The sequence below is a fragment of the Kamptonema formosum PCC 10802 genome (assembly GCF_000332335.1).
Classification (GTDB): domain Bacteria; phylum Cyanobacteriota; class Cyanobacteriia; order Cyanobacteriales; family Oscillatoriaceae; genus Oscillatoria.
On sequence record NZ_KB235949.1, the window covers coordinates 420,801 to 447,405 of the forward strand.

Here is a 26,605-nt window from a genome sequence, read left to right on the forward strand (position 1 = left end):
AAAATAATGTCAACTGTATCTAAAAAAATGTGCCTTGTAGGCGACTTTGGGGTGGGGAAAACCAGCCTGATTCGCCGATTTGTGGACCGCCAGTTCAGCGACCAGTACCTGTCAACCGTGGGCGTGAAGATCTCCCGCAAGAACGTTGAGTTGGAACAGGCAGGACAGCCGGCCAAGAAGATTGTACAGTTGTTAATCTGGGATTTAGAAGGCCACACAAAATTTAAGGCGATTGCGCCCTCGTACCTGCAGGGAGCCAGCGGCGCTATCGTGGTGGCCGATGTGACCCGCCCAGAAACCGTTGAGAATCTGGCAGAGCGGATACAGCTGGTTTTATCGGTGAATCCCAAAGCGGCAGTGATCGTCGCCTTGAACAAAGCTGACCTGGTGGATGAGGAAAAACTCGCCAAACTGGCGCAGTCTCTTCAGTTTACAGAGAAGCAGCGAGTCATCGCCACCCACACAACTTCGGCCAAGACCGGCAAAGATGTTGACGAAATGTTTCAAAAATTAGCGTACAAAATGGTAGAAGCGACATAATAGCAATTGAGGCCGGTGGGGGTGCCGGTCGCCGGGACGGTTTCGCCGGGACAGTCTCACCGGGATGGCCTGATGGGATTTTCCCACTCACCCGCACAAGGCAGCAGTGACGGATGGCCGGTGAGGCACTTAGGGAGGGACGGAGGACAAAGGAAAAGTTTATGAACCCACTGTTAAAGAAACTTTTAGCGCCAACCCGCATGGAATACCTGACGGTGAATCAGGACTTGCTCATCCAAGAGACTTCCTTTGGTGTGGGGCGGTTTGCCGACCGGCCTGAAGAGGTCAGGGCCGGCTTTGATGTCCGCGACAGCTTCCCTGAACTGATAGGGGTTGAAGATATATTAAAAGAAATTCTTCTGGGGCGGCAGGCCAGTTTTGAGTTAAAAGGGATTGCCCGAAATTCAGAAAATAGCTCTCCTTTATATATTGATTTATGGGTGACAGACTGCCAAGATGAAGAGGCGCAGGAACCCGAGTTGGCTGTCTGGTTTGAAGATGTAACTGAAAAGATGGTCTTGAAGCAAAGCTTGGTGCAGAGAGCCAATGAAGCCCATCTTTTACTGAGCGCCTTAGCGACTTCAAAAAATCATATAGAGCGGATTATTGACTCAATGGCTGAGGCGTTGATAGTCACAGCTAGTTCGGGAAAAATAAAAACGGTGAATCGAGCGACACTAGATTTATTTGGGTACAGAGAAGCCGAATTGATTGGCCATCACATTTCCCTGATTCTTGCTGGGGAGCGACTGTTCTACCGCCAGCCATCTGGAGCGAACGCGCCGCAGTCGCTGGAAGTTGTCTGTCTGACGAAAACAGGAGAAGAAATTCTCGTTGCCTTTTCTCGCTCTGCCATTGAGAGTGAGGCAGAGGGGGTAGAAGATTTTGTTTATATCGGTCGGGACATTACCGAGCGCAAGCGGACAGAGGCAGCAGTGGCCCAGATCAATGCCGCCCTAGCGCAAAGAGTCGAGGAGCAAACCGCCGAATTAAAGCAGACAATCCAGCAGTTAGAGAGTGAGATTGGGGAGCGCCGGCAAACGGAAGCCGCCTTGCGGGAGAGCGAAGCGCGACTGAGCAGCCTGATGGACTCGCTGCAAGACGTAGTGTGGTCAATTTCAGCCACGAACTTTGAGGTATTTTACCTCAACCCAGCCACAGAAACGCTTTACGGTCGTTCAGTGGTGGAATTCCACGACAACCGGCACCTGTGGCAAGAAGTGATTCACCCGGAGGACAGAGCTGCCATTGCCCACTTTATCGAAATAATTCTAGAAACCGGCAGCGCAGAAACAGAGTACCGGATTGTCCGCCCCGACGGTGAGGTGCGGTGGGTGAATCACCGGGGGTGGCTGATTGGGGATAACAGCGGGATCGAGACTCGCATCGACGGGTTAATCACCGACATTAGCGAGCGCAAGCAGGCAGAAGTCTTGCTGCACCAGTACCAGAACCAGCTCGAAGAGCTTGTAAGCGAGCAGACTGCCGAACTGACAGAAACCAACGAACAGCTCCAGCTAGAAATCGGGGCGCGGAAGCGGACAGAGGAGGAGTTGCGCTTTGCCCGCGACAACTTGGAAGTCCTGGTGCGCTGCCGCACTGCAGAGCTGGCGGCAGCCAACGCAGCGCTGCAGGCGGAAATTACCGAACGCCGGCTCGCGACTGCCGCCCTGCAAAATATTGTGGCGGGGACAGCCTCAGTGACGGGAGAAGAATTTTTTCCGGCGCTTGTCCGGCATCTGGCCACAGCGCTGGGCGTCCGCTACGCCGCAGTCTGCTGTCTAGCTGCCGGCAGCCCGCAGGAATTGCTGCAGACTCTGGCCTTGTGGGCGGGGGACCGTCTGGGAGAAAACTGCTCCTACAGCCTAGCAGGGACTCCCTGTGAGGCCGCCATCAAAGAAGCGAAGATGTGTTTTTATCCGGACAAACTGCAGGAACTGTTCCCGTCAGACCCCATTATACATCCTCTGCGGGCGATAAGTTACCTGGGAGTGCCGCTAATTAACACATCGCAAAAGCCGATTGGCCTCCTGTGTGTGCTGGATGACAAGCCGCTGTTAAAAGACCGGCGGACCGAATCGCTGGTAACTGTTTTTGCGGCGCGGGCGGCGGCAGAACTGGAACGCAAATGGGCGCAAGAGTCCCTGCAGTCCTCTCGCGACGAGTTAGAAATCCGAGTTGAGGAGCGCACCGCCGAGTTAGTAGAAATTAACCAATTACTGCAGGAGGAAATCGCCGAGGGCTTGCGGGCGGATTTAGAGCTGCAAAGCTTCGCTTGTGAACTGCAAGACCTGTACAACAACGCCCCCTGCGGGTATCACTCCCTCGACGAAAGCGGCACATTCATCCGAGTCAACGATACCGAACTCAATTGGCTGGGGTATGCCAGAGATCAACTGATTGGGAAGATAAAGTTTTCCGATTTGCTGACAGCAGAGAGTTTGCCAACTTTTGAGGAAAGCTTTCTCCGCTTGAAGGATCGAGGCTGGGTGAGCGATGTGGAGTTGGAGCTGGTGCGAGCGGATGGCACGGTCCTGCCGGCACTGCTGAGCGCAACTGCAGTCAGAGATGCGAATGGGAATTACCTGATGAGCCGCTCCACCCTTTTTGACATTACCGAACGGGTGCAGACAGAGTCAGCGCTGCGGGAGAGCCAGGAACGGTTCAGAAGCGCCTTTGAGTATTCAGCGATTGGCATGGCGCTGGTGGGAACTGACGGTCGCTGGTTGCAGGTGAATCGCTCCTTGTGCGAGATCCTGGGCTATTCAGAGCGAGAATTGCAGGCAATGACCTTCCAAGAGATCACCCATCCAGAAGATGCAGATGTCGATCTTCACTATCTGCGCCAAGCGCTAGTCGGTGAAATTAGCACCTATCAGATAGAAAAGCGGTACACCCACAAGAAAAGGCGCGTCGTCTGGGTGCTGGTGAATGTCTCCCGAGTGCAGGACTCTGACGGCAGACTGCTTTACTTTGTCTGCCAGTTCCAAGACATCACAGCCCGCAAACGCACAGAAGAGGCGCTGCAGCAAAGTGAAAGGAGGCTGAGAAGGCAGCAGGCGGGGCTGATGGCGCTGGCAAAGAGCCAGCCACTCTACACCGGCGATTTCAGCGCCGCCTTGCGCGACATTACCCAGATCGCAGTCAACACCCTGGGCGTAGAGCGAGTCAGCGTCTGGCTCTACAGCGATGATGGCTCATCGCTGCGCTGCGCTGACCTGTACGATCAGAACACGCGCCAGCATTTGCAGGGCTTTGAACTGGCCGCCGCTGACTTTCCCGCCTATTTTCAAGCGCTGGTTTATGGCAGCATTATCGCCGCTGATGACGCCCATAGCGATCCCCGGACTCGGGAGTTTTCCGCCAGCTATCTCACACCCCTGGGAATTACATCCATGCTGGACGTGCCGGTACGTTTCGGCGGGCGGACGGTGGGAGTCATCTGTCACGAGCATGTGGGCCCTCCCCGGCGCTGGGGGCTGGAAGAGGAGAACTTTGCCAGCTATTTGGCCTACATGACTTCTCTGGCAATGGAGGCGCGGGATCGCAAGCAAGCGGAGTCAGCGCTGCAAAAATCGCTGGCGCTGCTGCAGGCAACCTTTGACTCCACTGCAGACGGGATTCTGGCCGTTGACAGCCAGGGAAAAATTAACACCTTCAATCGCAAGTTTGTAGAAATGTGGCGGCTTCCGGAGGGGATTGCCGCCTCACGGGAGGAGTCCAGAGCGCTGGCATTTGCCTTCAAGCAACTGAAAGATCCGCAAGCGTTTCTAAAAAAGGTAAAAGAACTGTACAACCGGCTTGATGCCGACAGTTACGACCTGTTAGAATTTAAAGACGGTCGGGTTTTTGAGTGCTACTCCCAGCCGCAGCGCCAGGGAGAGAACATTTTCGGCAGGGTGTGGAATTTTCGCGACATCACGGAGCGCAAGCGGGCGGAGGAGGAGCAGCAAAAATTTGTTTCCCTGGTCGAGAACAGCAGCGACTTCATTGGGATGACAACGCTGTCAGGCAAAACCCTGTATCTCAATGAAGCGGGGCGGAAACTGGTGGGTCTGGACAGCTTGCCAGAAACTCTGTCCAAGAACCTTTCGGAATATTACGCTCCCGAAACTTGGGAGCAATTCCTGAATGTTATTATCCCTACCGTGGTGCAAAGCGGTCACTGGGAGGGAGAGGTTGCGCTGCGCCACTTTCAAACCGGCGGCCCCATCGACATGCAGATCAGTATGTTTGTGGTCAGGCACCCGCAAACCGGGGAGCCGATGTGCTACGCTACCGTTCAGCGCGACATCACGGAGCGGAAGCAAGCGGAAGCTGTAGAGACGCGATTAATCGCCTCCCTACAAGAGAGCGAGAACAAGTATCGCTCTGTTGTTGACAGCTTAAAAGAAGTCATTTTCCAAAGGGACGAGCGGAACTGCTGGACATTTCTCAACCCCGCCTGGACAGAAATTACTGGCTTCACGATTGAAGAGAGTCTGGGTGAGCACTTTTTAGACTTCGTTCACCCCGATGACCGTGCGGCGTGTCTGGAGAGTTTTCAAGCTCTGCTTTCAGGGGAAAAAGATTACGTCCGCCACGAGATTCGCTACCGGACTAAAGACGGCGGCTACCGCTGGATGGAGGCTCAAAAGCGATTAATTTTAGCTGCGGACGGGACGCGCAGAACCCCACCCCCCAACCCCCTCCCCGCCAGCGGGGAGGGGGAGAAGATACTGGGCACTTCTGGCACGCTCAATGACATTACGGACCGCAAGCGGATCGAAGAAGCTCTGGAGCAAGAGCGGCGGCAATTGCGGCAAATTATTGCCAATGCGCCGGTGGCGATGGCCATGTTTGATACGGAGATGCGCTATCTCGCTCACAGCAATCAGTGGCTGACAGATTACTGTCTGGAGGGGCAATCCCTGATCGGGCGCTCCCACTATGAAGTTTTCCCAGACATTCCCGCTCAGTGGCGAGGGATTCACAAACGCGCCCTGAAAGGGGAAGTCCTCTCTAAATCCGAAGACCTGTTTCAGCGCGGGGATGGCTCCAAACTCTATCTCCGCTGGGCTGTGCAGCCCTGGCACACCTCAGAGAGCCGTATCGGCGGCATCGTGATGGTGACTCAGGCGATCAACGAATTGGTAGAAGCGCGGGAAGCTGCCTTGGAAGGTTCGCGGATGAAATCCCAATTCTTGGCAAATATGAGTCACGAAATCCGCACTCCCATGAATGGCGTGCTGGGGATGGCCCAATTGCTGCGGAAAACTCCTCTCAATCCGGAACAGCAAGATTTCGTGCGGACGATCGAGGTCAGTGGGCAGAACCTGCTGACTCTGATTAATGATATTCTCGACTTCTCCAAGCTGGAAGCAGGCGAAATGCGGCTGGAGACGCTGGACTTTGACTTAAATACTTGCCTGGAAGAAGTGACTGATTTGCTGGCCACACAAGCCTACGGCAAAGGGCTGGAACTGTTCGCTGTCGCTGACAGCAACGTTCCTCTGGCCTTAAGGGGAGATGCCGGTCGCCTGCGCCAGGTTCTGGTGAATCTGGTGGGCAACGCGATCAAATTCACCGATTCCGGGGAGGTGGCTGTCCTGGTGTCTTTGGCCGGTGGGACAGCCGGCGGGACGCCCCTCCTGCGGGGCGACGACCGGCTCTTGACAGCGATTCGCTTCTCGGTGAGGGATACCGGCATTGGCATCGCACCGGCAGACCTTGAGAAGCTGTTCCAATCTTTTTCGCAGGTGGACACCTCCACCACCCGCAAGTATGGCGGCACCGGCTTGGGGCTGGCCATCTGCAAGCAGCTGGTCGAGCTGATGGGGGGTGAGATGGGGGTGGAAAGTGTGGTGGGTGAGGGGTCAAGCTTCTGGTTCACTGTCACGCTTGAACTCCAGGAAACGCCGGCTGGCCCTTCCGCGCCGGTGCCGGTCTCCTGCGCCGGCATCCGCCTGCTGGTGGCCGACGGGAGTGCGACCAATCGCCAGGTTGTCCGCAGTTACTGCGACTCCTGGGGCGTGCGTGCCGATGAAGTGGAAAATGGGGAGGTGGCCTTGGCCACTGTGCGGCGAGCCGCCACAGAGGGCCAGCCCTATGATGTGGCGGTTGTCAGCGCGGACATCCTGGGGGTGAACGCAGCATTGCTGGGCCAGCTGATCCAGTACGAGCCGGTGCTGGCTCAGACTAAGTGGGTTCTGATGACCTCTATCCAGGGGCGCGACGGAGCCATACAGCCGCAGGATCTGGGGTTTGCCGGCTATTTGAGCAAGCCGGTGAAACCGTCCAAGTTGCTGGACTGCCTGATGCGCGTGCTCAGTCAGTCGTCCGCTGTTTGCGAAAAGCCCTTTGCAGTCAACCCCCCCGTGTTGACCTCCCCGCAAGGGACAGGGGAGACGCCTGTCCTGCGGGGGGGCGAAACAGCGGGTTCTCAAAGCCAACAGCGGGCAAATCTGAAAACAAACCTGAAAATTCTGCTGGTGGAAGATACGCCCACGAATCAAAAAGTTGCGCTCAATCAACTGAAGGTGCTCGGCTATCAAGCGGATTGTGTCAGCAACGGTCAGGAAGCTCTCGACCGGATGGCAGAAACTGACTACGACATCGTGCTGATGGACTGTCTGATGCCGGTTCTCGACGGCTACAAAACCACGCAGGCGATTCGCTTCTATGAAGGTGAATACCGCCATACTGTGGTGATTGCCATGACGGCTAACGCCATGAAAGGTGAGCGAGAAAAGTGTTTGGAAGCCGGCATGGATGACTACATCAGCAAACCGATTGAGCTGGAAACCTTGGAGGCTGTTCTCCATCGCTGGGCGTCAGCACTCAGGGGTGGGGCGTCTGTGGAAATCCCCTCGGTTTCTCTTTCGAGCGCACCGGCAATGCTTTCCCCCAAACAGGAGGGAGACAGGGCTCCCCTTTCTGCTGCAGAGCGGGGAGTTGGGCTCGGGGTGACGCCCGATCGGGAAAAGAGCGGGGATTTGGCAGAGCCGGTTGCCGGTGGCGACTGTCCGGTAGATTTGCAGCGACTGGGGGAACTCACCAGAGGGGACGTCGAGTTTCAGCTGGAACTGCTGCAAACGTTTATGGAAGACGCTGCCATGTATTTGCAGGGGATTGAGAGTGCGCTGCAAGCTTGTGATTGTGTTGCGCTCAGCCGTCGCGCTCACCAGCTCAAAGGTGCTTCGGCTATGGTGGCTGTCCGCACTGTGCCAGAGCTAGCCGCTCAACTGGAAAGTCAGGCGAATGAGAGCCGGTTAGAGGGAGCGGCGGAGTTGGTAGCGAGGGTGGGAATACTCCTGCAGGAGGTCAAAGTATTCATTGAAAATTTTAACTGATATCTTGCGCCCAGGGCAGGCGAGACGCCTGCCCTACGTCTATATAGCAGTAGGCACTTAGGTTAGGACAAGGGGTTTAACATGATGTAGGGGCGGGTTCACCCACAACCTGTGCCACACAGCTACAACACCGATAAACCCGCCCCTAACCTCTGATATAGCAGCCGGCAATTGGGCCCTTAGTGTCCTAACCAATATGACTGCTGCTATACCTCGCAGGACAGGCGATCCCTCCGATCGAGCGTGTCTATTACTGAGCTGTCTGTTGCTATAAAACCGCAGCTATAGCTTTTATAAAGGAACCCGGTTTCTTAAAGAAACCGGGTTCCTAAGACGCACTTCACAGAATTGAGAACTCCTATATACAAACCAAACCCGCAAGGCAATGGTTTTAGGATAAGTAGGGTGCGTTCCCCAAGGGAATGCTACAATAATATAGCAGTAGCCACTTAGATTAGAACATTAGACCTTCAGGGGGGGCGGGACGCCCGCCCTACGTCTATATAGCAGTAGGCATTTAGGAACCCTACATTCCGGCCTCCCTTGCTCCAGAGCTCCCGAAGCTTCTATTTTTCTAACCAATATGACTGCTGCTCTAGCAGTAGCCACTTAGGTTAGGACGTAGGACAGGCGTCTCGCCTGTCCCTCCCCCTACTAGCAAGTGAAATGCCCTGTCCTAAACTGACTGTGTGCTGCTATAAAAGGCATTGTGCGCGGTTTTGACCTTTGCCCGCAGCTGCTTGCGTTGAAAGCCAAGCCATCCATCGCCCGCGCCCCTACTGCAGCCTAACACTCACCTGTTTGCAAGACGGGTGCGTCCGGATTTAAGATAAGTCCTGACTTCTGACTTCTCACTTGCTCATTTAGCATCTTTTCCAAGGCGGCTGCGGTCAGGGGAGGGCTGAACCAATAGCCCTGGATGACATCGCACTGATACTGGCGGAGGAACTCCTGTTGATCTGCTGTTTCGACCCCTTCAGCAATTACTTTCAAATTCAGGCTGTGCGCCAGTTGAATGATGGCGAGGACAATGGCGGCATTTTTGGAGTTTTGGGTGAGGTCACAGACAAAGGAGCGGTCAATTTTCAAGGTGTCGAATGGGAATTGTTGCAGGTAGCTTAAGGAAGAGTAGCCGGTGCCGAAGTCATCCAGGGATAGCTGAATGCCGAGCGCTTTGAGTTCTTTTAGGGTAGCAATCGCCGCCTGCGGGTTCTGCACTACGGCACTTTCAGTCATTTCTAACTCCAAGCTGCTGGGGGTAAATCCTGTGGTCTCTAAAATTTTTAATACCCGTTTTACTAGACCGGATTCATTGAATTGAATTCCCGACAGATTCACGGCAACTGATAGGGACACTCCGGCGGCATGCCAGTCTTTTGCTTGCTGGCAAGCTGTCTGCAGCACCCAGTCATCTATAGAGACAATTAAGCCAGTTTCTTCAGCTATGGGAATAAAGTCTGCGGGCGAAACTAGCCCCCGCTCTGGATGTAGCCAGCGCACTAAAGCTTCGGCACCGACAATTTGGCCGGTGCGCAAGTCAACCTGGGGCTGGTAGTAAAGTTGGAATTCCCCTCGCTCTGCAGCCTGGTGCAGGCTGATCTCTAGCATGAGGCGCTCGTAGGATTTCTGCTGGATGGCTGCTGTGTAAAGCTGATAGCGATTGCCTCCCAGTTTCTGCGCCCCCAGAATGGCGGCGTTGGCTTTTTTGAGCAGAGCGTCGAGGTCGCTGCCATCCTCAGGATATAAGGCAATTCCAATGCTGCCGGTGAGAAGGACTTGATATTCCTCTAGGGTAAAGGGTCGAGATAAAGTCTCCAGGAGAGTTTGTGCGGTTGTGGCCGCCACCTCGGAGGAAGGCACCGGCGGCAAGAGGAGAGCGAATTGCTCCGGGCTCAATCGCGCCACCGTACCCCGCTCCCCCGCACAGCAGAGGAGGCGCTCTGTTACCTGTTTGAGCAGGAAGGCACTGTAGTATTCCCCCAGACTGAAGTGGAAGCGCTCGAACTGGTCCAGGCTAAGAACGAGAACGGGGATTAATTGCCAGGGGTGGGAGCCGGTGGCGAGAATTTGGTGAAATCGCTCTCGCAATAGCAGCCGGTTCGGCAGGTTGGTCAAGCTGTCGTAATGAGCCTGCAATTCCAGTTTGGCGATAGCCTCCTGGAGGGCTGTGGTTTGCTGCTGCCGGACTCTTTCCTGTTTGGCCAGCTGAGCGGTGATGGCACCGAGCAGCTCATCTTTGGTAAACGGCTTGGTGAGATAATCGCTGGCTCCGAGCTCCATTCCCCGGCGCTGATCGGCTCGGTCGTCTCTAGCCGTCAGGCAAATGAAGGGAATGGTGGCTGTGGCTGGATCTTGTTGCAATCGGGCCAGCACCTCGTACCCGTCCAGTTCGGGCATCATAATGTCGCAAAAAATTAAATCGGGACACTGCTGTTTAGCCAACTGCACCCCCATGCTGCCGTTTTCGGCCTCAATAGCCTGAAATCCTTCAGCTGCGAGCAGTTTCACCAGCAGCCTGCGAATGGCTCGCTCGTCTTCTATTACCAGAATTTTTTTCATCGCTATCTATGCCCGGACGTGACCGTTTACTGACCTGATGGTATAATCCCCTCACAGCGCGGAAGGCGCTGGCAACAGTGGATGCGACCCGATTTCTTGTCTCGAAGCCCCAGATCGCCACGAGGATTGGCAGTCTCCTCTGGTACTCTATTGTCCCAAGTTTCGCGTGCCCCGCACGCCGGCGCACCCCTAGCCCCTGCTGGGTCGCCCACTTCCGCACGCCACCCGGGGCAGTCTCCAGATTTGGGCGTCTGCGGTTGAGGGTGCGGGCCTTGCGACGTGCGCCCGGGCTTGAATTTGTCTCCCTGAGCCTGGATAATAGAACTGACGCAGAGGCAGATCACTCCTGAGGTTGATTTAAATCAACCTCCTAAGGAGCCGGTGTGCGGGTAGAATTGGATGATATTACATCCGGTGTCAGCAACGACCGTATGTCTGCGCTCTCTAAAAAAATCTGCATTCTTGGCGATGGGCTGGTGGGGGACAGTAGCCATAGAAGCAGGTTGGTTAAGCGCCAGCTTAGCGATTCTTATCTTTCCAGCGTGGGGGTGACAATTTCATACAAGAGCCTAGAAGTATTCGGTGGGGATCAGCAGCCAAAGCTGAAATTACACCTTATAATATGGGATTTACAGTGCGGCAACAAATTTAAGTCCGTCGCCCGGAGGTACTTGCAAGGGGCCAGCGGGGCAGTGATTGTTGCCGATGCCAGCCGAGAGGAAACCCTGGCTATCTTGAGTGAGCGCATTCAGCTGTTTTTGTCCGTGAATCCGAAAGGGTTTATTGTTATTGCCTGGAATCAATCAGACATCGTGGATGAGAAAAAACTAGAAGAACTGGCTTCCCAAGCTCCCAAACTGGCACCGGATAGAGTGCTGGGGACTTACAAAACTTCGTCCCAGACAGGCGCATACGCTGACGAAATTTTTCTGCAGTTAGCTTATAGAATCATAGCACCGGCATGAAACCCCTCTTAAAGAAACTCTTAGCTCCCCCCCGCATCGAGTACGTCAGATTGAATCAGGACTTAATCATTCTCGATTCATCGTTTGGCGCAGGGCGGTTTGCCGACCTTCCCTCTGAGGTGAGGGCCGGCTCCGATGCCCGCGCCGGCTTTCCCGAACTGATAGGCGTTGAAGATATACTCAGGGCAGTTTTGCAGGGCCGGCGGGCGAATTTCGAGTTAAAAGGTATTGCCCGCTTTTCCGATCCAAGCTCTCCGCTCTATATTGATTTATATGCCACTGCAGACCGAGACGAGGAGACTCCAGACCCCAAGCTGGTTATCTTCTTTGAAGATGTCACAGAAATGATGGTCTTGAGGCAAAGCTTGGTGCAGAGGGCCAATGAAGCGAGCCTGCTGCTGAGCGCTTTAGCCAGTTCAAAAGATTATATTGATAAAATAATTCACTCAATGGCCGATCCCTTGATCGTGACCGCGCTGTCAGGGCACATAAAAACCGTCAATCCGGCCACGCAAGAGTTATTTGGGCATAGGGAAGAGGAATTAATTGGCCAGCCCTTATCAATGCTGGTAGACGATGAGACATTCCTGCGCCGGTCGAGCCAGCGTCTGGGCTTTCTATCTGAAGGGGAATTGTTGAAAGATGTGGAAGTCGTCTGTCACAGAAAAACTGGAGAAAAGATAACCGTCGCCTTTTCCTGCGCAGCCATTCAGACAGAGATAAAGGGATTGCAGGATTTGGTCTATATCGGGCGGGATATCAGCGCTCGCAAGCGGGCTGAAGCCGAAATTCGCAAAGCGCTGGAAAAAGAAAAAGAGCTCAACGAGCTCAAATCCCGCTTTGTTTCGATGACTTCCCACGAATTCCGCAACCCTCTGACCACTATTTTAACGGCAGCAGCTTTACTGAAAGAGGAATATGCCAGCCATCAAATCCTTGATGACGACACCCGAATGTATTTCCAGATGATTCAAACATCGGTCAGACAAATGACCGACCTCTTGGAGGACGTGCTGGTCATCGGTAAAGCCGAAGCGGGAAAACTGGAGTTTCACCCAGAACCCCTTGACTTGGCAGAGTTCTGCCGCCATCTCGCGCTAGAAATGGAGATGGCGCAGAAGCGCAGTCCCTCCGGTACAGCTTCTGCGCCGGCAATTACCTTTGTCTGCCAAGAAGAATGCATCAAGGCTTGCATGGATGAAAAGCTGCTGCGGCAAATCCTGGCCAATTTGCTCTCCAATGCTGTCAAGTATTCACCCCAAGGCAACCCTGTCCGTTTTGAAATCACTTCTGAAAATGGAGAGGCAACCTTTGAGATTCAGGACCGGGGGATTGGCATCCCTACCGAAGACCAAAAACGACTGTTTGAAACCTTCTATCGCGCCAAAAACGCACGCAAGCTTCCCGGCACAGGACTGGGCCTAGCCATTGTCAAAAAAGCGGTAGAATTGCACGGGGGCCGAATTTCGGTATCCAGTGAGTCTGGAGTTGGAACAACGTTTAGAGTCACGATTCCATTAGATCGCGGTCGCCAAACCAAGGAGAATGATGTTATAAGTTAAGGGTAGGGTGTGTGAAACATGAGAGAGAGCCCGCATGAAGAAACTTTTTAAGAAACTCTTAGTCCCACTTCACCTGGAGTACCTGATAGTGGGGCCGGATTTGATTATCCTAGAAACCTCCTCCGATGTCCACAAGTTTGCCGACTGTCCCGATCAGGTGTTTCCTGGCCAGGATGTCCGGTCGGGCTTTCCCGAACTGATCGGAACTGAAGATATCCTAATGGCTGTCTTGCAAGGAGAGCAAGAGAGTTTCGAGTTTAAAGGGATTGGGCGGTTTCCCGAACATGGGCCTCCTCTCTACATGGACTTTTATGTCAACCATTACCGCGATGAAGAAACTTATGAGAGCTGGCTGATTATTCTGTTCCAAGATGTCAGCGACCGGATGAGTTTGGAGCAGCGATTAGTGCAGAGTACCAACGAAACAGCCCTGCTGCTGAGTGCCTTATCTGCTTCCAAGGATTCCCTGAATAAAATCATTACGTCAATGGCAGATGCCTTGATAGTAACGACGAAAAAAGGAACTATCAAGGCAGTCAATAAAGCCGCTCAAAAGTTGTTTTGCTACAGCGAGGACGAACTCAAGGGCAGGCCCATCTCAATGCTGGTAGCTGACAGTAACTTTTTCAACCTGGTGACTGAGGGAGATATCCTATCCGAGGGGGACTTGACGGATATAGAAGTGGTTTGCCAGACCCAAAAAGGAAAAAAGCTGTCCGTTGAATTTTCCTGCTCAGCTATTGAGACAGACCTGGAGGACTTGCAACATTTTATCTATATCGGTCGGGACATCACCCACCGGGTGCGGGCCCAACAGCGCATGCTGGCGCAGTCCGCTACAGCTCAAATCCTGTCAGAGTCCCCCACCCTAAAAGAAGCCGCTCCGAAAATCCTGCTTGCACTGTGTGAGAGCCTGGGATTGGCTCTAGGTGAGCTGTGGATGGTAGAAGGAAGTCAGAGCCAAAAAGAAATCCAAAATCCAAAATTGCTGCGGTGTGCGGAAATTTGGTCGAGACCGGCAGCTGGCGTCGCCGAATATACAGCCTTCGCCAAGCAGCTCGCCTTTGCGCCTGGGGAGGGGTTGCCTGGTTTAGTTTGGGCGACAAATTCCCCGCAGTGGATTGTCGATGTCGCCAGTGAGGCTAACTTCCTGCGCCGGGAAGTCACAGCCAAACTGGGACTGCACGCCGCTTTGGGGTTTCCCATCATCAGCGACAGCGAAGTTCTGGGGGTGATGATTTTCTTTAGCCGCCAGGCACAAAGTCCCGATGAAGACCTGATCGAGATGATGGCTTATCTTGGCAGCCAGCTAGGCCAGTTTATCAAGCGCAAACAGGCGGAAGCTGCCCTCGCTGAGAGCGAAGAGCGATATCGAGACTTGTTTGAAAATGCCAGCGACTTGATTCAGTCCGTCGCTCCCAATGGCCGATTTTTGTATGTGAATCGCGCTTGGCGCGAAACCCTGGGATATAGCGAAGCTGAAGTGGCTGACCTGACGGTGCTCGACATCATTCATCCCAACAGTCAAGCGTACTGTTTGCAAATCTTCGATCGGCTGATTGCAGGCGAAAAGCTGGGTGCGGTTAAAGCCGAATTAATTACCAAAGCCGGCCAGACAATCTCTGTGGAAGGGAGCATCAACTGTAAATTCGTAGAGGGGAAGCAGGTTGCTATTCGTTCCATGTTCCGAGACATCACCCAGCGCCTGCAGGCGGAAGAAGCCCTGCGCCACCAGCAGGAAAAAACCGAACGCTTGCTGCTCAATATCTTGCCAGAGCCGATTGCCGATCGCTTGAAGCAAAAGCCAAGCACTATTGCAGAAGACTTTGCCGAGGTGACGGTTCTCTTTGCTGATATCGTTGGCTTCACCCAGCTCGCTTCCTATCTCTCTCCCATTCAACTGGTCAACTTACTCAACGAAATTTTCTCCGCCTTCGACTGGCTGACTGAAAAGTATAGCTTGGAAAAAATAAAGACCATTGGCGACGCCTATATGGTGGTCGGGGGGATGCCAGTGCGACGGCAGGATCACGCGCATGCCATCGCTGAAATGGCGCTGGATATGCAAGCAGAAATCGCTCGATTCAACGCCAAGAACAACTTAGCCTTCAGCATCCGCACCGGCATCCACAGCGGGCCGGTGGTGGCGGGAGTCATTGGCATCAAAAAGTTTATTTACGACTTGTGGGGGGACACGGTGAACACAGCGAGCCGCATGGAATCGCACGGGTTGGCGGGGCGAATTCAAGTCTCCGACGCAACCTACCAGCTATTGCGCGAGCATTACTTGCTGGAGAAGCGGGGTGCGATCCAAGTCAAAGGCAAGGGCGAAATGACCACTTATTTCCTCCTCGGCAGAAAAGAGTGCGACAAAGCCAAAAGTCCCGACATCCAAACCCAAAACAGCCTCCAGCGTGTGCGCGAATCTACCCAGCGGTTGATAGAACTGATTGACGATAAGCTGAAAGACATTTAACATGAGAAAATGGGCGTGGGTCATGGGGAAAGGGGCATAGGGCATGGGGCATTGGGCATGGGCTTTCCCCTAACCCCTAACCTTAGGTTTTAGGTTTTCGCTTTTAGGTCTTAGGTGGTATATCCCACTCCTAACTCCTAACTCCTAACCCCTAACCCCTGCATCCCCAATGCCCTGTGCCCTAAGCCCTAAGCCCTATGCCCCCGAAAGCCTTGCCCGCCACACCTCCAACGCAGCAACCGAGAAAATTCTATCTTTAGATAGTTTTTATTTATCCAAAAAAGCGAAATATTAATATATAGAGGCAAAATCCTCACAGGCAAGCTTGGGAACGCGAAATCCGACGCCAGAGGCGGGCGTGCTAGCCCCGCAGGGTGTCTGCTTCCCCCTCACCTTGTCCGGAATGTGGAATTGCCAGCCCTGAATCGGGGGTGAAAATTCATCGCACCTGATTCATCGCTCATCATTCCCCTTCCCAAAGGCGGGCGAGCGGAGCGAGGGAATCTCTGGAGGAAAGCTAGACGCCAAGCTGAGCATTCTTTTTAGCCCCAAAAATCGGGGGTATATTTTCGCGCTTTGCCACTATTTAAGCAGTGAGAGGACAGTGATATATGTTGGGGTTTATCTTTGGAAGTCTGATTAGGAAATTGCAGCGCGCCGCCCAGAACCTGTCACGATATTTTGTGGCATCAGCCGGGGAAGAGATGGGGAAATTGTTTGATGAAAGGCTCTACCCTTTCGCTAACCAGTTCGATTACATGCTTCAAAGACGGCTCGCTCAAGCCGGTCAAGTCTCTACCCGAGCCGTTCAAGATATCTCTGAACTAAAAGACGCGGTTAAGGATGATATTGATACTTGGCTCGAAAGCGGGGATGAAACGTACAAGGATAACCTAAACTTGACCTTTGAAGCCATTAATCAAGCGCGGGCAGAAGCCATCCGGGACTTACGAGCGACCCTCGGGGAAATAGACTCCTCTTTAGAACATCAAATCGACCGCATTTCCCTGACCGTGATGGAAACTGTAAAGCAAGTCAGAGAAATCAGCGTTCGCTTCACTCCCGAAGCGTTTAGAACCGAACTGTTGCAGCCGGCCTTTAACAAACTAGAGGCGCTGGAAGATAAATTATTTCTCGACGCTGAGGGGATTATCGATCAACTCGATGAAGTGGTTGCCAAAACCAATGAGGAGCTGAAAAATAATTTCCTCAAGCGTCTTTTGGCACACGCTTTGCCCAACCCCTTTGATAACTGCAGGCGGCTGCTAAACATCTCAGGAAAAATTGGCCCCAGCCTTTCTGACATTGAGCTTTACGAACTGACCGAGTGCCACGAATTGAGCCAGTTGAGCGAACACACTTCCGTAGAAGAAGTTCTGAAAACCTATGAAGAGCTCCAGCTGAACGCAGCGAAAATGGCGGCGTTAGCTAAAGAAGTTCCATCCCGAAAAAAGAGAGCCATTCAAGATTGGCTCAAGTATGGCGCACTTTGCCAGTTTTGGCGCAACACACTCAAAACTTATGACTGCACCGCTCCTCTGGCGCTAGATCCTCAGAAGGCACAAGAACTCTTGACAGATCAAGCTGTTGAGTCAAATCCCTAGAATATCGTTCGTTTTATGGGAGAAAGATGTGTTATGATTCAAACAGGTTCTGCTGATTGGAAAACGCCGCTAGGCTGTTACGAAAGAGCGATTGCCGAACTGACAAGGCTGCGGGAAGAAATTCTGGCGGAGTTCCAAAACCTGAAAGATATACAGGCTGCTGAGGAAGCTCTGAAACACCTGAGAGCGGAACTTCAGAACTCTCACACAGTAACTCAAGCTCTTAATGAGGAGCGCCAAGCTGCAAAGGAGCGCCTTGCAGCTGTCGAACAAACCGCAGAGGAAGCTCAGAAAGCAGTTCGCAGCCTAAAAGCCGAGCTTGAGGAGACAAGGGAGCGTTTTGCGAACATTGAACAAGCTCAAACCGCTAACACGTCTCAGGTTGTTGAAGGTTTCTCCCAACTCAAAGCGCAATTCTCTAGCATGGAATCTCGCATGGAATCTCAATGGCAGCACCTTCACTCCCAGCGCCTGTGCGAACAGGAGGATTTTCAAAGGCAGATCCTGCAATCTCTCTCAGAACTCCGCTCGCAAGTTTCTAAATTGGCGGATGAGCTGACGCTTGTCTCTCTCGCTTCTGGCGCAGACTTCACCCACCTGCGGGATCTGCTAGCTGCCGGCGAGTGGAAAAAAGCGGATGAAGAAACTCGCGCCTTAATCCTCAGTCTGTCTGGTAAAGACAGAGAGGGTTGGCTAGACAGGAGAGATATTCTCGCCTTACCCTGGCAAGATTTGCGCATTATCAACCGGCTTTGGGTGGAGTTCAGCAACGGGCGCTTTGGATTTAGCGTGCAAAAGCGGATATGGCAGAGCCTTATTGCTTCCAATAGCAGCCATTTTGAAGCCGAGAAAGGTTTGGGCGAGCGGGTTGGCTGGCGTGCGTTCCATAGCTGGATTGATGCCGGTGACTTCAATTTTTACCCCGACACAGCCGCCCTCGGACATCTCCCGTCTGCGCCTTCTTTAATGAAGCCCGGAGACGGGAAAATCGAGGACAGATTGAGGGTTTTCTTCTCGCGCCGCGACTTGCCGAGTTAACTAAACCTGCCGGCTCGCAATGCCGGTGCCAGCAGAGTTAATCCGCCAGTCGGGGGTTTAATATAGCAGTAGCCACTTAGATTAGGACATTAGACCTTCAGGGGGGGCGGGACGCCTGCCCTACGTCTATATAGCAGTAGGCATTTTGGGAACGTACATTCCGGCCTCCCTTGCTCCCCTGCTCCCGAAGCTTCTATTGTTATAATCAATATGACTGCTGCTATAATACACCTCAGGTACTGGAAAAGTTCATGGATATTCTCGCTGAAAAAGATGGAATCGTTTTCAAAAGAATGGAGCGCTGCGATATCGAACAGACTGCGGAGCTGGTGTGCCAGGTTTTCTCCGCAAAAGAGCCGGTCCTCCTAGCCCTGGGCATTTCCTGCGATGAGTACCGGAATTTTGCTGAATTTCACTGCGAGAGAGCCGCAGAAGAAGGACTGTCGGTTGTAGCGGCAGACAAGGCAACTGGAAAGATTGTCGGTTTCAGCATATCAGAGGATTTGCTGAACCCGCATCAAGAAGAGAATTATAGCTTCAGTAAAAAAATTGAAGCGGATCTAGCTTGCATATCCGAATTGCAGGACAAATATAAAGCGAACCAGCCCCTAAAAGTAGGAGAAGTGCTGCACATTTTTCTGCTGGGAGTCGCAGAGGGTTACGAAAGAAGGAACATCGCCAAGACCCTAGTAACAGAAAATTTGAACCTAGCAAAAAATCATAAGTTTACCGCAGCCATTGCAGAAGCGAGCGGCGCTGTTTCCCAGCATATATTTCGGAGTCTGGGATTTCAAGAGAAGGTGGCCATAGAATACAAATCCTACACCTTTAATGGCGAGAAGGTTTTTCGCGGCATCGAACACCCGACCAGCTACATTTTGATGTCCAAAAAAATTGAATAAGCAGGCCGGCACAATCGGGACGCTCCCGATTTTGCCAGTCTAAGTTGTTATGCTTTTCACCTGCTTTTTTGTCGAGAAGGTGCCGAGCCTCCAGATTGCCTTACCACAAGAAGTCTGGGGGCGAAACAATAGAAATATAGCAGCAGTCATATTGGTTAGAACAATAGAAGCTTCGGGAGCTCTGGAGCAAGGGAGGCCGGAATGTAGGTTTCCTAAATGCCCCATGCCCCATGCCCCACGCCCCATGCCCTAAAACCGGATTTCGTACTCAACCGTAGCCCGACTGTCCCCAGACAAATCAGTTGTGCCGCGCAGCAGAGTATCATCATTGAGCCGGTAGCGCAGACCGAATTGAGCCGGCTGATTGTCAGTCAGAACCCGCAACACAGAGAAAGAAATCTTGCCGGTCAAATCATAGCTAGCCTCAGCCGCCAACCCCAGAGTCGAGCTGCGCGTCCCATCCTTAGTAATCGCAGTTGGGAACAAGCGAAACTCGCTCAGCCCCAAAGCTTCAGTCAGGAAAGACTCAACCGGCGACAGAAAAGCCGAACCGGCTAAATTAGCGATAGCCAGAGTCGTGTCCCCCTGCCCCAAAGTATTCAAAAACCCCCCACCCAGCAAAGCCACAATTTCAGATTCGCTGCGAGAGGGCTCGCTCGTTAGCTGCAGACTCTCCGAGAGCCGGCTGGCAGGCCCATCCACCCGAGCTTCAACCCGCACAGTTTGCGTCTGTCCGAGGCTAGTAGCGGGAACGTCAGCAATTTCAGAAGGAGTCGCCGCAGAAGGCAGCCGGCGAGCTTGGGTCACTTCCGAAACATTTGCCCGCAACCGAACATTCAGGTAGGGGTCCAAACCCCTTTCAGGAGAGAAAGTAGCCTTCTGTTCGTAGCCACCGGCCAAGCGGAACTGAGCTGCAAACAGATTCACCTCACCGCGCTTGAGCCGAATCGTCCCAGAAGGGCGCAGATCGTACAGCGGGCCATTGAGTGTCAGGTCGCCCGCCGCCACCAGACTGAGCACCGGCTCGCGAGCGATTTGCACATTATCGCCCAAAATCAGCCGCAGGTTGTTGAAACTCACCTCCGGACTCCCACCCGCGCCGCCACCGCCTGCCCCACTAGCAGCAGCCACTGACTGCGGGTCAGCCAGCAACACCCGGCCATTGCTCAGCGTGACAGTCCCGCCAATTTCCGGTTCCAGCGCCGTGCCGCCGATCCCAACCGAACCGGCAACACCGCCCCGATAGAGCCCCTTGAGATTGACCGCCAGTTGCTCCAGACTAACTTTCAGGGGATTCTGCAAATCCGGATCGCCCGGTAGCAGGGGATTCACAATCGGCAGCACTCCCGAAGCCACAATTCGGCCATCGCCGAACTGGCCCTCAATCCCCGCCACTGCGATGCGGTCGCGGTTAAACTGAACTCTGCCGGTGACGCCTGTCACCGGTTCCGGCAGCAGCTTCGCCGCAAGCGCCGCATTTTCCACCACAGCCACACCATTAACGGTTGGCCGGTCTAAAGTCCCCCCTACGCGCACCTGAACTTGCCCCTTCCCGCTCACCCACTGGATTTCCTGGCGCGCCAGCAAATTTAACAGTGCCAAACCTTCATCCTTGAGGTTCACGGTAACATTAATCTGCTCATTGCCCGGAAAAGCCGGATAGGGCACACTGCCGGAAATTTGAATCGGCTGCGGGGGCGTGACCACAATCGTAGAAGCAAAATTCAAGCGAGAGTCGCCGTACAGGAAACTCGCCACCGCACTGCGCACCGGCGTCCGGTTCAAAGTCCCGGACGCCAGCGACAGCTCCCCTCTCACTTGCGGCTGCAACAAACTGCCGGCCAGAGTTGCTTTCAGATTCAGCTTGCCTGTGACATCCACCGGCGGCAGCTCAGTAAACTTTTCCGCAAACGCTTGCAGTTCCTCAACCGGCAAATTTTCCACCACCACCTGCCCCGACTGCTCCAGTGCGCCAACTTTCCCAGAAAAAGCCACCACAGTCTCCCCCGCCTGCAAGCGCACTGGCGCTACAGTCAGAGTCCCGTCCGCAAAACTGCCATTCAAAGCGATTTTATCCACCGCATAATTGCCCCACTGCCATTTTTCTGCATCCAGCTGAAAATTCGCCCTCACCCCTCCTGACAGAGAGCCAGCCACAGAGATTTCCCCGCCAAAAGTGCCCCGCAACTCCGCGATATCCGGCAGGGGAGCCGCCTCTCGGCGCTCCATCGCCGCTCCCACCAGGGCGTCGATTTCGGAAAACCGGCGCAGCTGCGCCAGCAAGTCCGCCCCGGGAAGACCCACCGCATAAGCCGGCACGTCAGCCGCCGTGCCATATTCAGCCGGCCCCAGCCCCCCGATAAAGTCCTGCAGCCTCAACCGCTGCACCGCCGCCACCACATCCTGCACCCGACCTTCCGCAACTCTCACATTTGCCAAGAACTGCGGGTCCTCACCCAGAGTCACCCGACCGCTCGCCATATAGACGCTCTTCCCCACCTGCAACTCCCCAGAAGTCAGCGTTGCCACCCCTTGCGACAGCTCGAACTGGCCTTCGAGCCGGTCAGCCGATAAATATCCAATTTGGGGGTTGACAATTGAAACATTACCTGATATAATACCGCGATCGAGGATTTCCTGGGCGTAGGACAGGCGTCCCGCCTGTCCCCCCGGCGGCAAGCTGACGTCAAAACTTCCCGACGCCCGTCCGGAGAGAGTCCCGGAAGCCAGCAGGGGCGCAAGGGGTCCAGGCACAGCAGGGGGCGTCAGTTTGACAATTCCGAGCGGAAACTGTTCGATTTCCAGGCGCAGGCGATTGCCCCCGTCCGGTTGCGGCGTGTTCGTGCCTCTGGCGACGGCCTCACCCCGGCGCACCAAAAAGGCAACCGGCTGGCTGTTGGCGTCCACACTAGCTTCGATTTTGTCTGTGGGGCCACTCAACTGCAAGGAGCCACCCCTGCCGGAGGCAAAGTCGGCGCTGCCGGCGAGGACGGCATCGAAAGCCACTTCATTGATGGCAAAGTCATACAGGCGGAGATTCCCTGTCACACTCGGAGCTTGAAGCGTTCCGAATATCCGCCCCGTGAAATCTGTAGTGCCTCTGACTTGCAGTGCCGGGGGCAGGTCGAAGGGCACGGCGGCGAGATTGAACCTTTCCGCCGCCACGTTGAAATCGAAGCCCGTTACCTCAACAGAGGAGAAAGAAGGAGCTCGCACGCTCACCGTGCCGCTGGCGGTCAGTCCCGTAGCGTTTGCCCGGTCTACCCGCAGCTGCTGGCCATCCCACTGCACTGAGGCTGTCAGGGGCAAGAATTGGGCCGCAGCTCGGGCCGCAGGCACATCCGGAGGGATGGAAGGGCCGGCAGCGACTGTCACAGTGCCTGCAGCTTGAATGCCTGCCGGTGTTAGCTGGCTGAGGCTGCCCGACAGATTGAACTGGCCGTCGGCCACTGCCGGCAATTCTGGCACAAAGGGGCTCAGCCCTATGCCTGCGCCCCTCACGAGTGCCTGCCACCGGCTATTTTGCACTGTCACTTCTTCCAGTGTGACTGCGCCACCGGCCACTCCCAGCCTGCCAGAGCCTTTACCACTAATTGCGTCTAATGTCAAGTTATTTGTGCTGCCTGAGAGGGCGAAACTGCCGGTGAAGCCCGACAGGGCACCGGCACCCTGAAATTCCGGCAAGAAGGGGCTGACCGGCACGCCGTCGGCGGCCACAGTGGCTTGCCACCTGCCGCCGCTGGTGGAAGCCGTGACGGTGGCTGCCCCGCCGGCAATGGCCAATCTGCCAGAACCGTTAATTTGAATGCTGTCTGCGGTAAAGGCACTGGCGGAGCCCGAGAGGGCGAATTTGCCGGTGAACCGGCCCAGTTGGGAGTCAAACTGGGCGACCGATTCGGGCAAGAAAGGTGTGACCGGCACATCTTCTGCCGCCAGTGTCGCGGACCACTGTCCCCCGCTCAGATTGGCGCTGAGCGTTGCAGTGCCGCCGGCAATGCTGAGACTTCCGGACCCCCGGACGCTGAGAGTGTTCAGCGCCATATCGGCCACACTGCCTGAGGCCAAGAAATTGCCGGAGAAAGCGCCGAGTTCCCCTGCGGGAAGCCCCAGAGATGCCGGCAAGAAAGGAGCCACCGGCACAGAATTCGCCCGGACAGCAGCTTGCCACCGGCCTCCGGCGACTGCGATATCCTGGATGTTTACGGAGCCGCCAGCGACATTCAGCTGCAAATTCCCTCTAGCATTAATTGTCGTTTCTGTCAAGTTTTTTGTGTTGCCCGCCAGGGTGATTTGGCCGCCAAGCCGGGGCTTTGCGCCGGAAGCGCCGACACCGAGGACTGGGGCGAGAGCTCGCAGCTGTGAGGGGTTGAGGAGTTTCAAGTCCGCAGCGATGACGGCCAGCCGGTCGAGCTGAAGGCCCTCAGGGGAGACGGTGGCGCTGAATGCGCCGTCCGATAGGGTGCCGGCGATCCGGGCTGCGCCGCCGGCAAAGCTGACGCCCAGATCGGCGCTGGCATTAATGGATTCTGGGGTAATGGACTGTGCGGTGCCTTCCAGGCGAATGGTGCCGCCTGTGAGGCTGCCGGTGAGGCTGGCGGCTGGGAGTTTGAAGTCGGACGTTTGGAATAATTCCGTGTTAGCGATTTGTGCCAGCTGGCTCAGCTGCATGGCGGAGGGAGTGACAGTCGCCTGCCACCGGCCCTTTTCCAGCGCCCCCTCGATGCTGGCGGTGCCGGCGGCCAGGCTGACCGTTACGCCGCCATCCGCTTGAATAGTTTCTGTTGTAATTTCTTTTGTAGTGCCGGAAAGGCGGATGTTACCGGTGAGGACGACAGGCTTTTGGCGGTAGACAGCAGGCGGAAGGGAGATAGCCTGCCGGCTGGGATCTGGCTGCGAGCCAAGCGTGGGGATGGAGGGGATCTCAGCCAGTTCTATGCCGGTGGGGACGGCATAGAGCTGCCACTGCTTGTCGGTGATTTGCCCGGAGATGGCGACAGTGCCGCCGGCAACTTGGGCGACGGTGTTGCGCAGGAGGGCGGTTTGGCTGGCTCCGATGAAGGTGATTTCGCCTTTGGCGGGATAGGTGGCTTTGGGTGCCTGCCACTGGGCTGCCGTTTCCAGGTTGTCGCCCGGACCGGCAATGGTGGCTTGTGCGTCAACCGGTCCGGTACTCATGCCGGTGAGGTAGACGCCATAAAGGGCGGCGAGGGCGTCTCCGGAGACGTTGCTGGCTTTTAGTTGCAGGTTGAGTTGGGGGGGATTTTTTGAGGAGCCCATTTGGATTGCGCCCGAGCCGGTGAGGGAGCCACCGACAGCCGGTGTGGCTTTAATGTCGCGCAGTTGCAGGGTTCCGCCAGACAGGGTGAAGCCAAAGCCAAAGCTGCTAACGCCGATGCGGTCAACCTGCAACGGCGGTTTAGCTTCGAGCGAACTCCCGGAGGTTCCGGGGAGATTAAACGGCGCAGACGGTGCCGAGAGGCTGCTAACGGTTCCCGAAATCACCGGTGCGGCGATCAGCCCTGTGACGTTTAGGTTGGCTTGCACCTCTCCGGCGATGGGTAAGGGCACTTGAACTTGCAGGGTTTCTAGGGCGTCTTTGACGCTGACTTGGGGGACTTGAATGGCCAGGTTGGAGTTTTCTTTTAGGGCGATTAATCCGCTGGCTCGCACGGGGATTTGGCCGTAGGTGGCCGTGACGTTTTCCACTGCGACTTTCAGCGGGCTGTTGAATCGCAGCTGACCATTGGTTTGCGTGAGGGGTTTGGGTAAGGGATCGATTTTTGCTGTAACGGTATGAAGTCCGGCCACTCCTTTGAAGTCGAGGAGTTCGTTTTGTTGCAGCTGGATTTGCAAGTTGGCATCGAGACCGCCGGCGCTCAAGTCAATGGGGAGTTTGACGGTGCTTTTGGCCAGCCGGTCGAGTTCTGTGGCGGAAAAATTCTGCGCTTGGACGGTTAGATTGGTTTTTAGGTCGGGAAGTGCTGTGTCGCCCCTGATTTGGAAGTTGCCGCCGGCGGTTGCTGCGCCTTGCAGTTCGTAGTTGAATTTCTGGTAGCGGTCGCTGAGTTTGAGGCTGCCGCTGCTAAGTTGCAATTCGACGAGTGTTGGTGCTGCCGGGGGGCGGTTTGGGGGGGCGGCTCCTGCAGGGGCGGGTGCGGCGGGCTTCTGCGCGCCTGGAGTTGCTGCTTGCCGTGCCGGGGCAGCCGGCTGGCCGGCGGGGGGGAGGCCATAGTTTTCTTTAAGATTGGGAGCCGGCGGTGTGGGGGCTAACGCGGGGGCCTGGCGTGGGCGCAGGCTCTCTTTGGCTTGCGGGCGCAAGACGACTCTGGCATTTTCCAGCCGCAGGGTGTCGAGATCGATTTTCACTGGCCCAGTGGGTTCAGGTGCCGCGATTTGGGGAATGATTACCCACTGGCCGTTTTGGTCTTGCTCGATGTAGACGTCTGGCTTGACGAGGGTGACGTCCAGGTTGAGGGTGCGAGCTGACAGCAGCTGAGGGATATTGAAGCCGACTTTGACGGCAGAGACTGAGGCTCGGTCTGGATCTGTGGGAGTGGGGGGGAGTTCCGAGGGGCCAAAGCGCAGGCCGGTGAGCCACAAGCTTTCCAGTCGCCCGAGTTTTACGGGGCGTTTGAGTGTTTTGGTCAGCTCTCTGGCGACGAGGGGTGCCAGGTCTGTATTGACAAAATGCCACAGCCATGCTAATCCGACTGTACCGCCGGCCAGTGCGGCGACGCCCAGGGCGATGCCGGTGCGGGTTAGCAGAACCAGCCAGATCCTTTGCGTTTTTTGGGGCCGGTTAGTATTGAGCTCGAGTTGGTTGCCCGAAATTTGGGAGTTCGTCATCTCACCCTCATGCTGTAACAAGGTTTTGCGGGGAAAGCGCACAGGCGGCAAAGCGGTTGAGATTGCCGGAAATCGGAGTGGGAGCCTGCGTGGGTTGGGGTCAAGCGCGATTAATATCTCCAGTAAGAATTTATCTCAGGAGCGTTGATTGCTTCAAATAACAGCGACCTGCGCATTTGTTTGATGCAGCCAGCCAAAGGGCAGCAATTTATAGAGACGTTTCGAGCGCGGATCTGTTCAAAGAGCGCTCAAGGGGCGGGGAAGCGTGCAATCCTGCGCTGTGTCTGAAAGCTTTCGGATGAACCCGCTCCTGCTGCTGGCACAACTGAGGGCTGCTGGAAGCATGTTTCAGTAGCGCTATTTCTTTACTGTGCGGTAGAGTTAAGAGTTGGCCCACGCTTCGCCGCGCCCGGCAGGAGTGGGGAATGGTGCCGGCATTCCAATATATACAAAAATCTTATCCCCGGCGTGCCTGGGGATAAGAGGGAGAAAAACAGCCGGCACTCCTGCGTTTTGTCTGCCGGTACAGCTGCACACACCGGCAGGCTCCAGCAGGAGACGCCAAAGGTGTGGTAGATAATAAATAAGGCGAGTTAAATGAAGGTGCGAGTGGCCTTGAGAAGACATTCCGGCAGTGGGATTGAAATCTTCTTTAAAGTTGGGCGCAGCAAGGAGTCGCTTGTGAGTTCGCTGTCGTAAGCCGGGAGACTGGCCAGGAAAACTGAGTTTCAGCTAGGGGAATTAGAAGTCCCTTCGGGTATAGAGGTTCTTAGTGAGGTGTT

The 26,605-nt window shown here is 55.0% G+C and carries 10 protein-coding genes; 8 read left to right on the plus strand and 2 right to left on the minus strand.

Annotated elements, in window-relative coordinates:
* The first annotated feature begins 6 nt into the window (after positions 1-6).
* Both OSC10802_RS0132355 and OSC10802_RS55105 read left to right on the plus strand, forming a co-directional pair.
* A complete protein-coding gene (locus OSC10802_RS0132355) occupies positions 7-540 on the plus strand; it encodes a Rab family GTPase (RefSeq protein WP_026099009.1) in 534 nt (177 codons plus the stop codon).
* A 161-nt stretch (positions 541-701) separates the two neighbouring features.
* On the plus strand, positions 702-7,871 hold the full coding sequence (locus OSC10802_RS55105; protein ID WP_017720917.1) for a PAS domain S-box protein: 7,170 nt from the start codon (positions 702-704) through the stop codon (positions 7,869-7,871).
* Between the two features lie 786 nt (positions 7,872-8,657).
* Here the strand turns inward: OSC10802_RS55105 and OSC10802_RS0132365 are convergent.
* Entirely contained in the window at positions 8,658-10,430 is a 1,773-nt protein-coding gene (locus OSC10802_RS0132365; RefSeq protein ID WP_017720918.1) for a putative bifunctional diguanylate cyclase/phosphodiesterase, read from the minus strand.
* A 383-nt stretch (positions 10,431-10,813) separates the two neighbouring features.
* Between OSC10802_RS0132365 and OSC10802_RS0132370 the strand changes: the two genes are divergently transcribed.
* The 6 genes from OSC10802_RS0132370 to OSC10802_RS0132395 all read left to right on the plus strand — a co-directional run bounded on the left by OSC10802_RS0132370 (position 10,814) and on the right by OSC10802_RS0132395 (position 18,977).
* Complete coding sequence (locus OSC10802_RS0132370; RefSeq protein ID WP_232731864.1) at positions 10,814-11,395, plus strand: Rab family GTPase; 582 nt, start codon at positions 10,814-10,816, stop codon at positions 11,393-11,395.
* Positions 11,392-12,957 carry a sensor histidine kinase gene (locus OSC10802_RS0132375; RefSeq protein ID WP_017720920.1) on the plus strand — a complete coding sequence of 522 codons (1,566 nt, stop codon included), beginning with the start codon at positions 11,392-11,394 and terminating at the stop codon, positions 12,955-12,957. Before OSC10802_RS0132370 ends, OSC10802_RS0132375 begins: the two co-directional genes overlap by 4 nt.
* 34 nt (positions 12,958-12,991) lie before the next feature.
* Entirely contained in the window at positions 12,992-15,433 is a 2,442-nt protein-coding gene (locus OSC10802_RS0132380) for an adenylate/guanylate cyclase domain-containing protein (RefSeq protein WP_017720921.1), read from the plus strand.
* Positions 15,434-16,044: 611 nt separating this feature from the next.
* Positions 16,045-17,037 carry a hypothetical protein gene (locus OSC10802_RS42860; RefSeq protein ID WP_017720922.1) on the plus strand — a complete coding sequence of 331 codons (993 nt, stop codon included), beginning with the start codon at positions 16,045-16,047 and terminating at the stop codon, positions 17,035-17,037.
* 33 nt (positions 17,038-17,070) lie between these two features.
* A complete protein-coding gene (locus tag OSC10802_RS45085; protein WP_052334370.1) occupies positions 17,071-18,075 on the plus strand; it encodes a GUN4 domain-containing protein in 1,005 nt (334 codons plus the stop codon).
* Positions 18,076-18,326: 251 nt separating this feature from the next.
* Entirely contained in the window at positions 18,327-18,977 is a 651-nt protein-coding gene (locus OSC10802_RS0132395; protein ID WP_017720923.1) for a GNAT family N-acetyltransferase, read from the plus strand.
* Positions 18,978-19,226: 249 nt separating this feature from the next.
* On the opposite strand, the gene OSC10802_RS45090 is transcribed toward OSC10802_RS0132395, so the two are convergent.
* A complete protein-coding gene (locus tag OSC10802_RS45090; RefSeq protein ID WP_017720924.1) occupies positions 19,227-25,823 on the minus strand; it encodes a translocation/assembly module TamB domain-containing protein in 6,597 nt (2,198 codons plus the stop codon).
* Positions 25,824-26,605 lie beyond the last annotated feature (782 nt).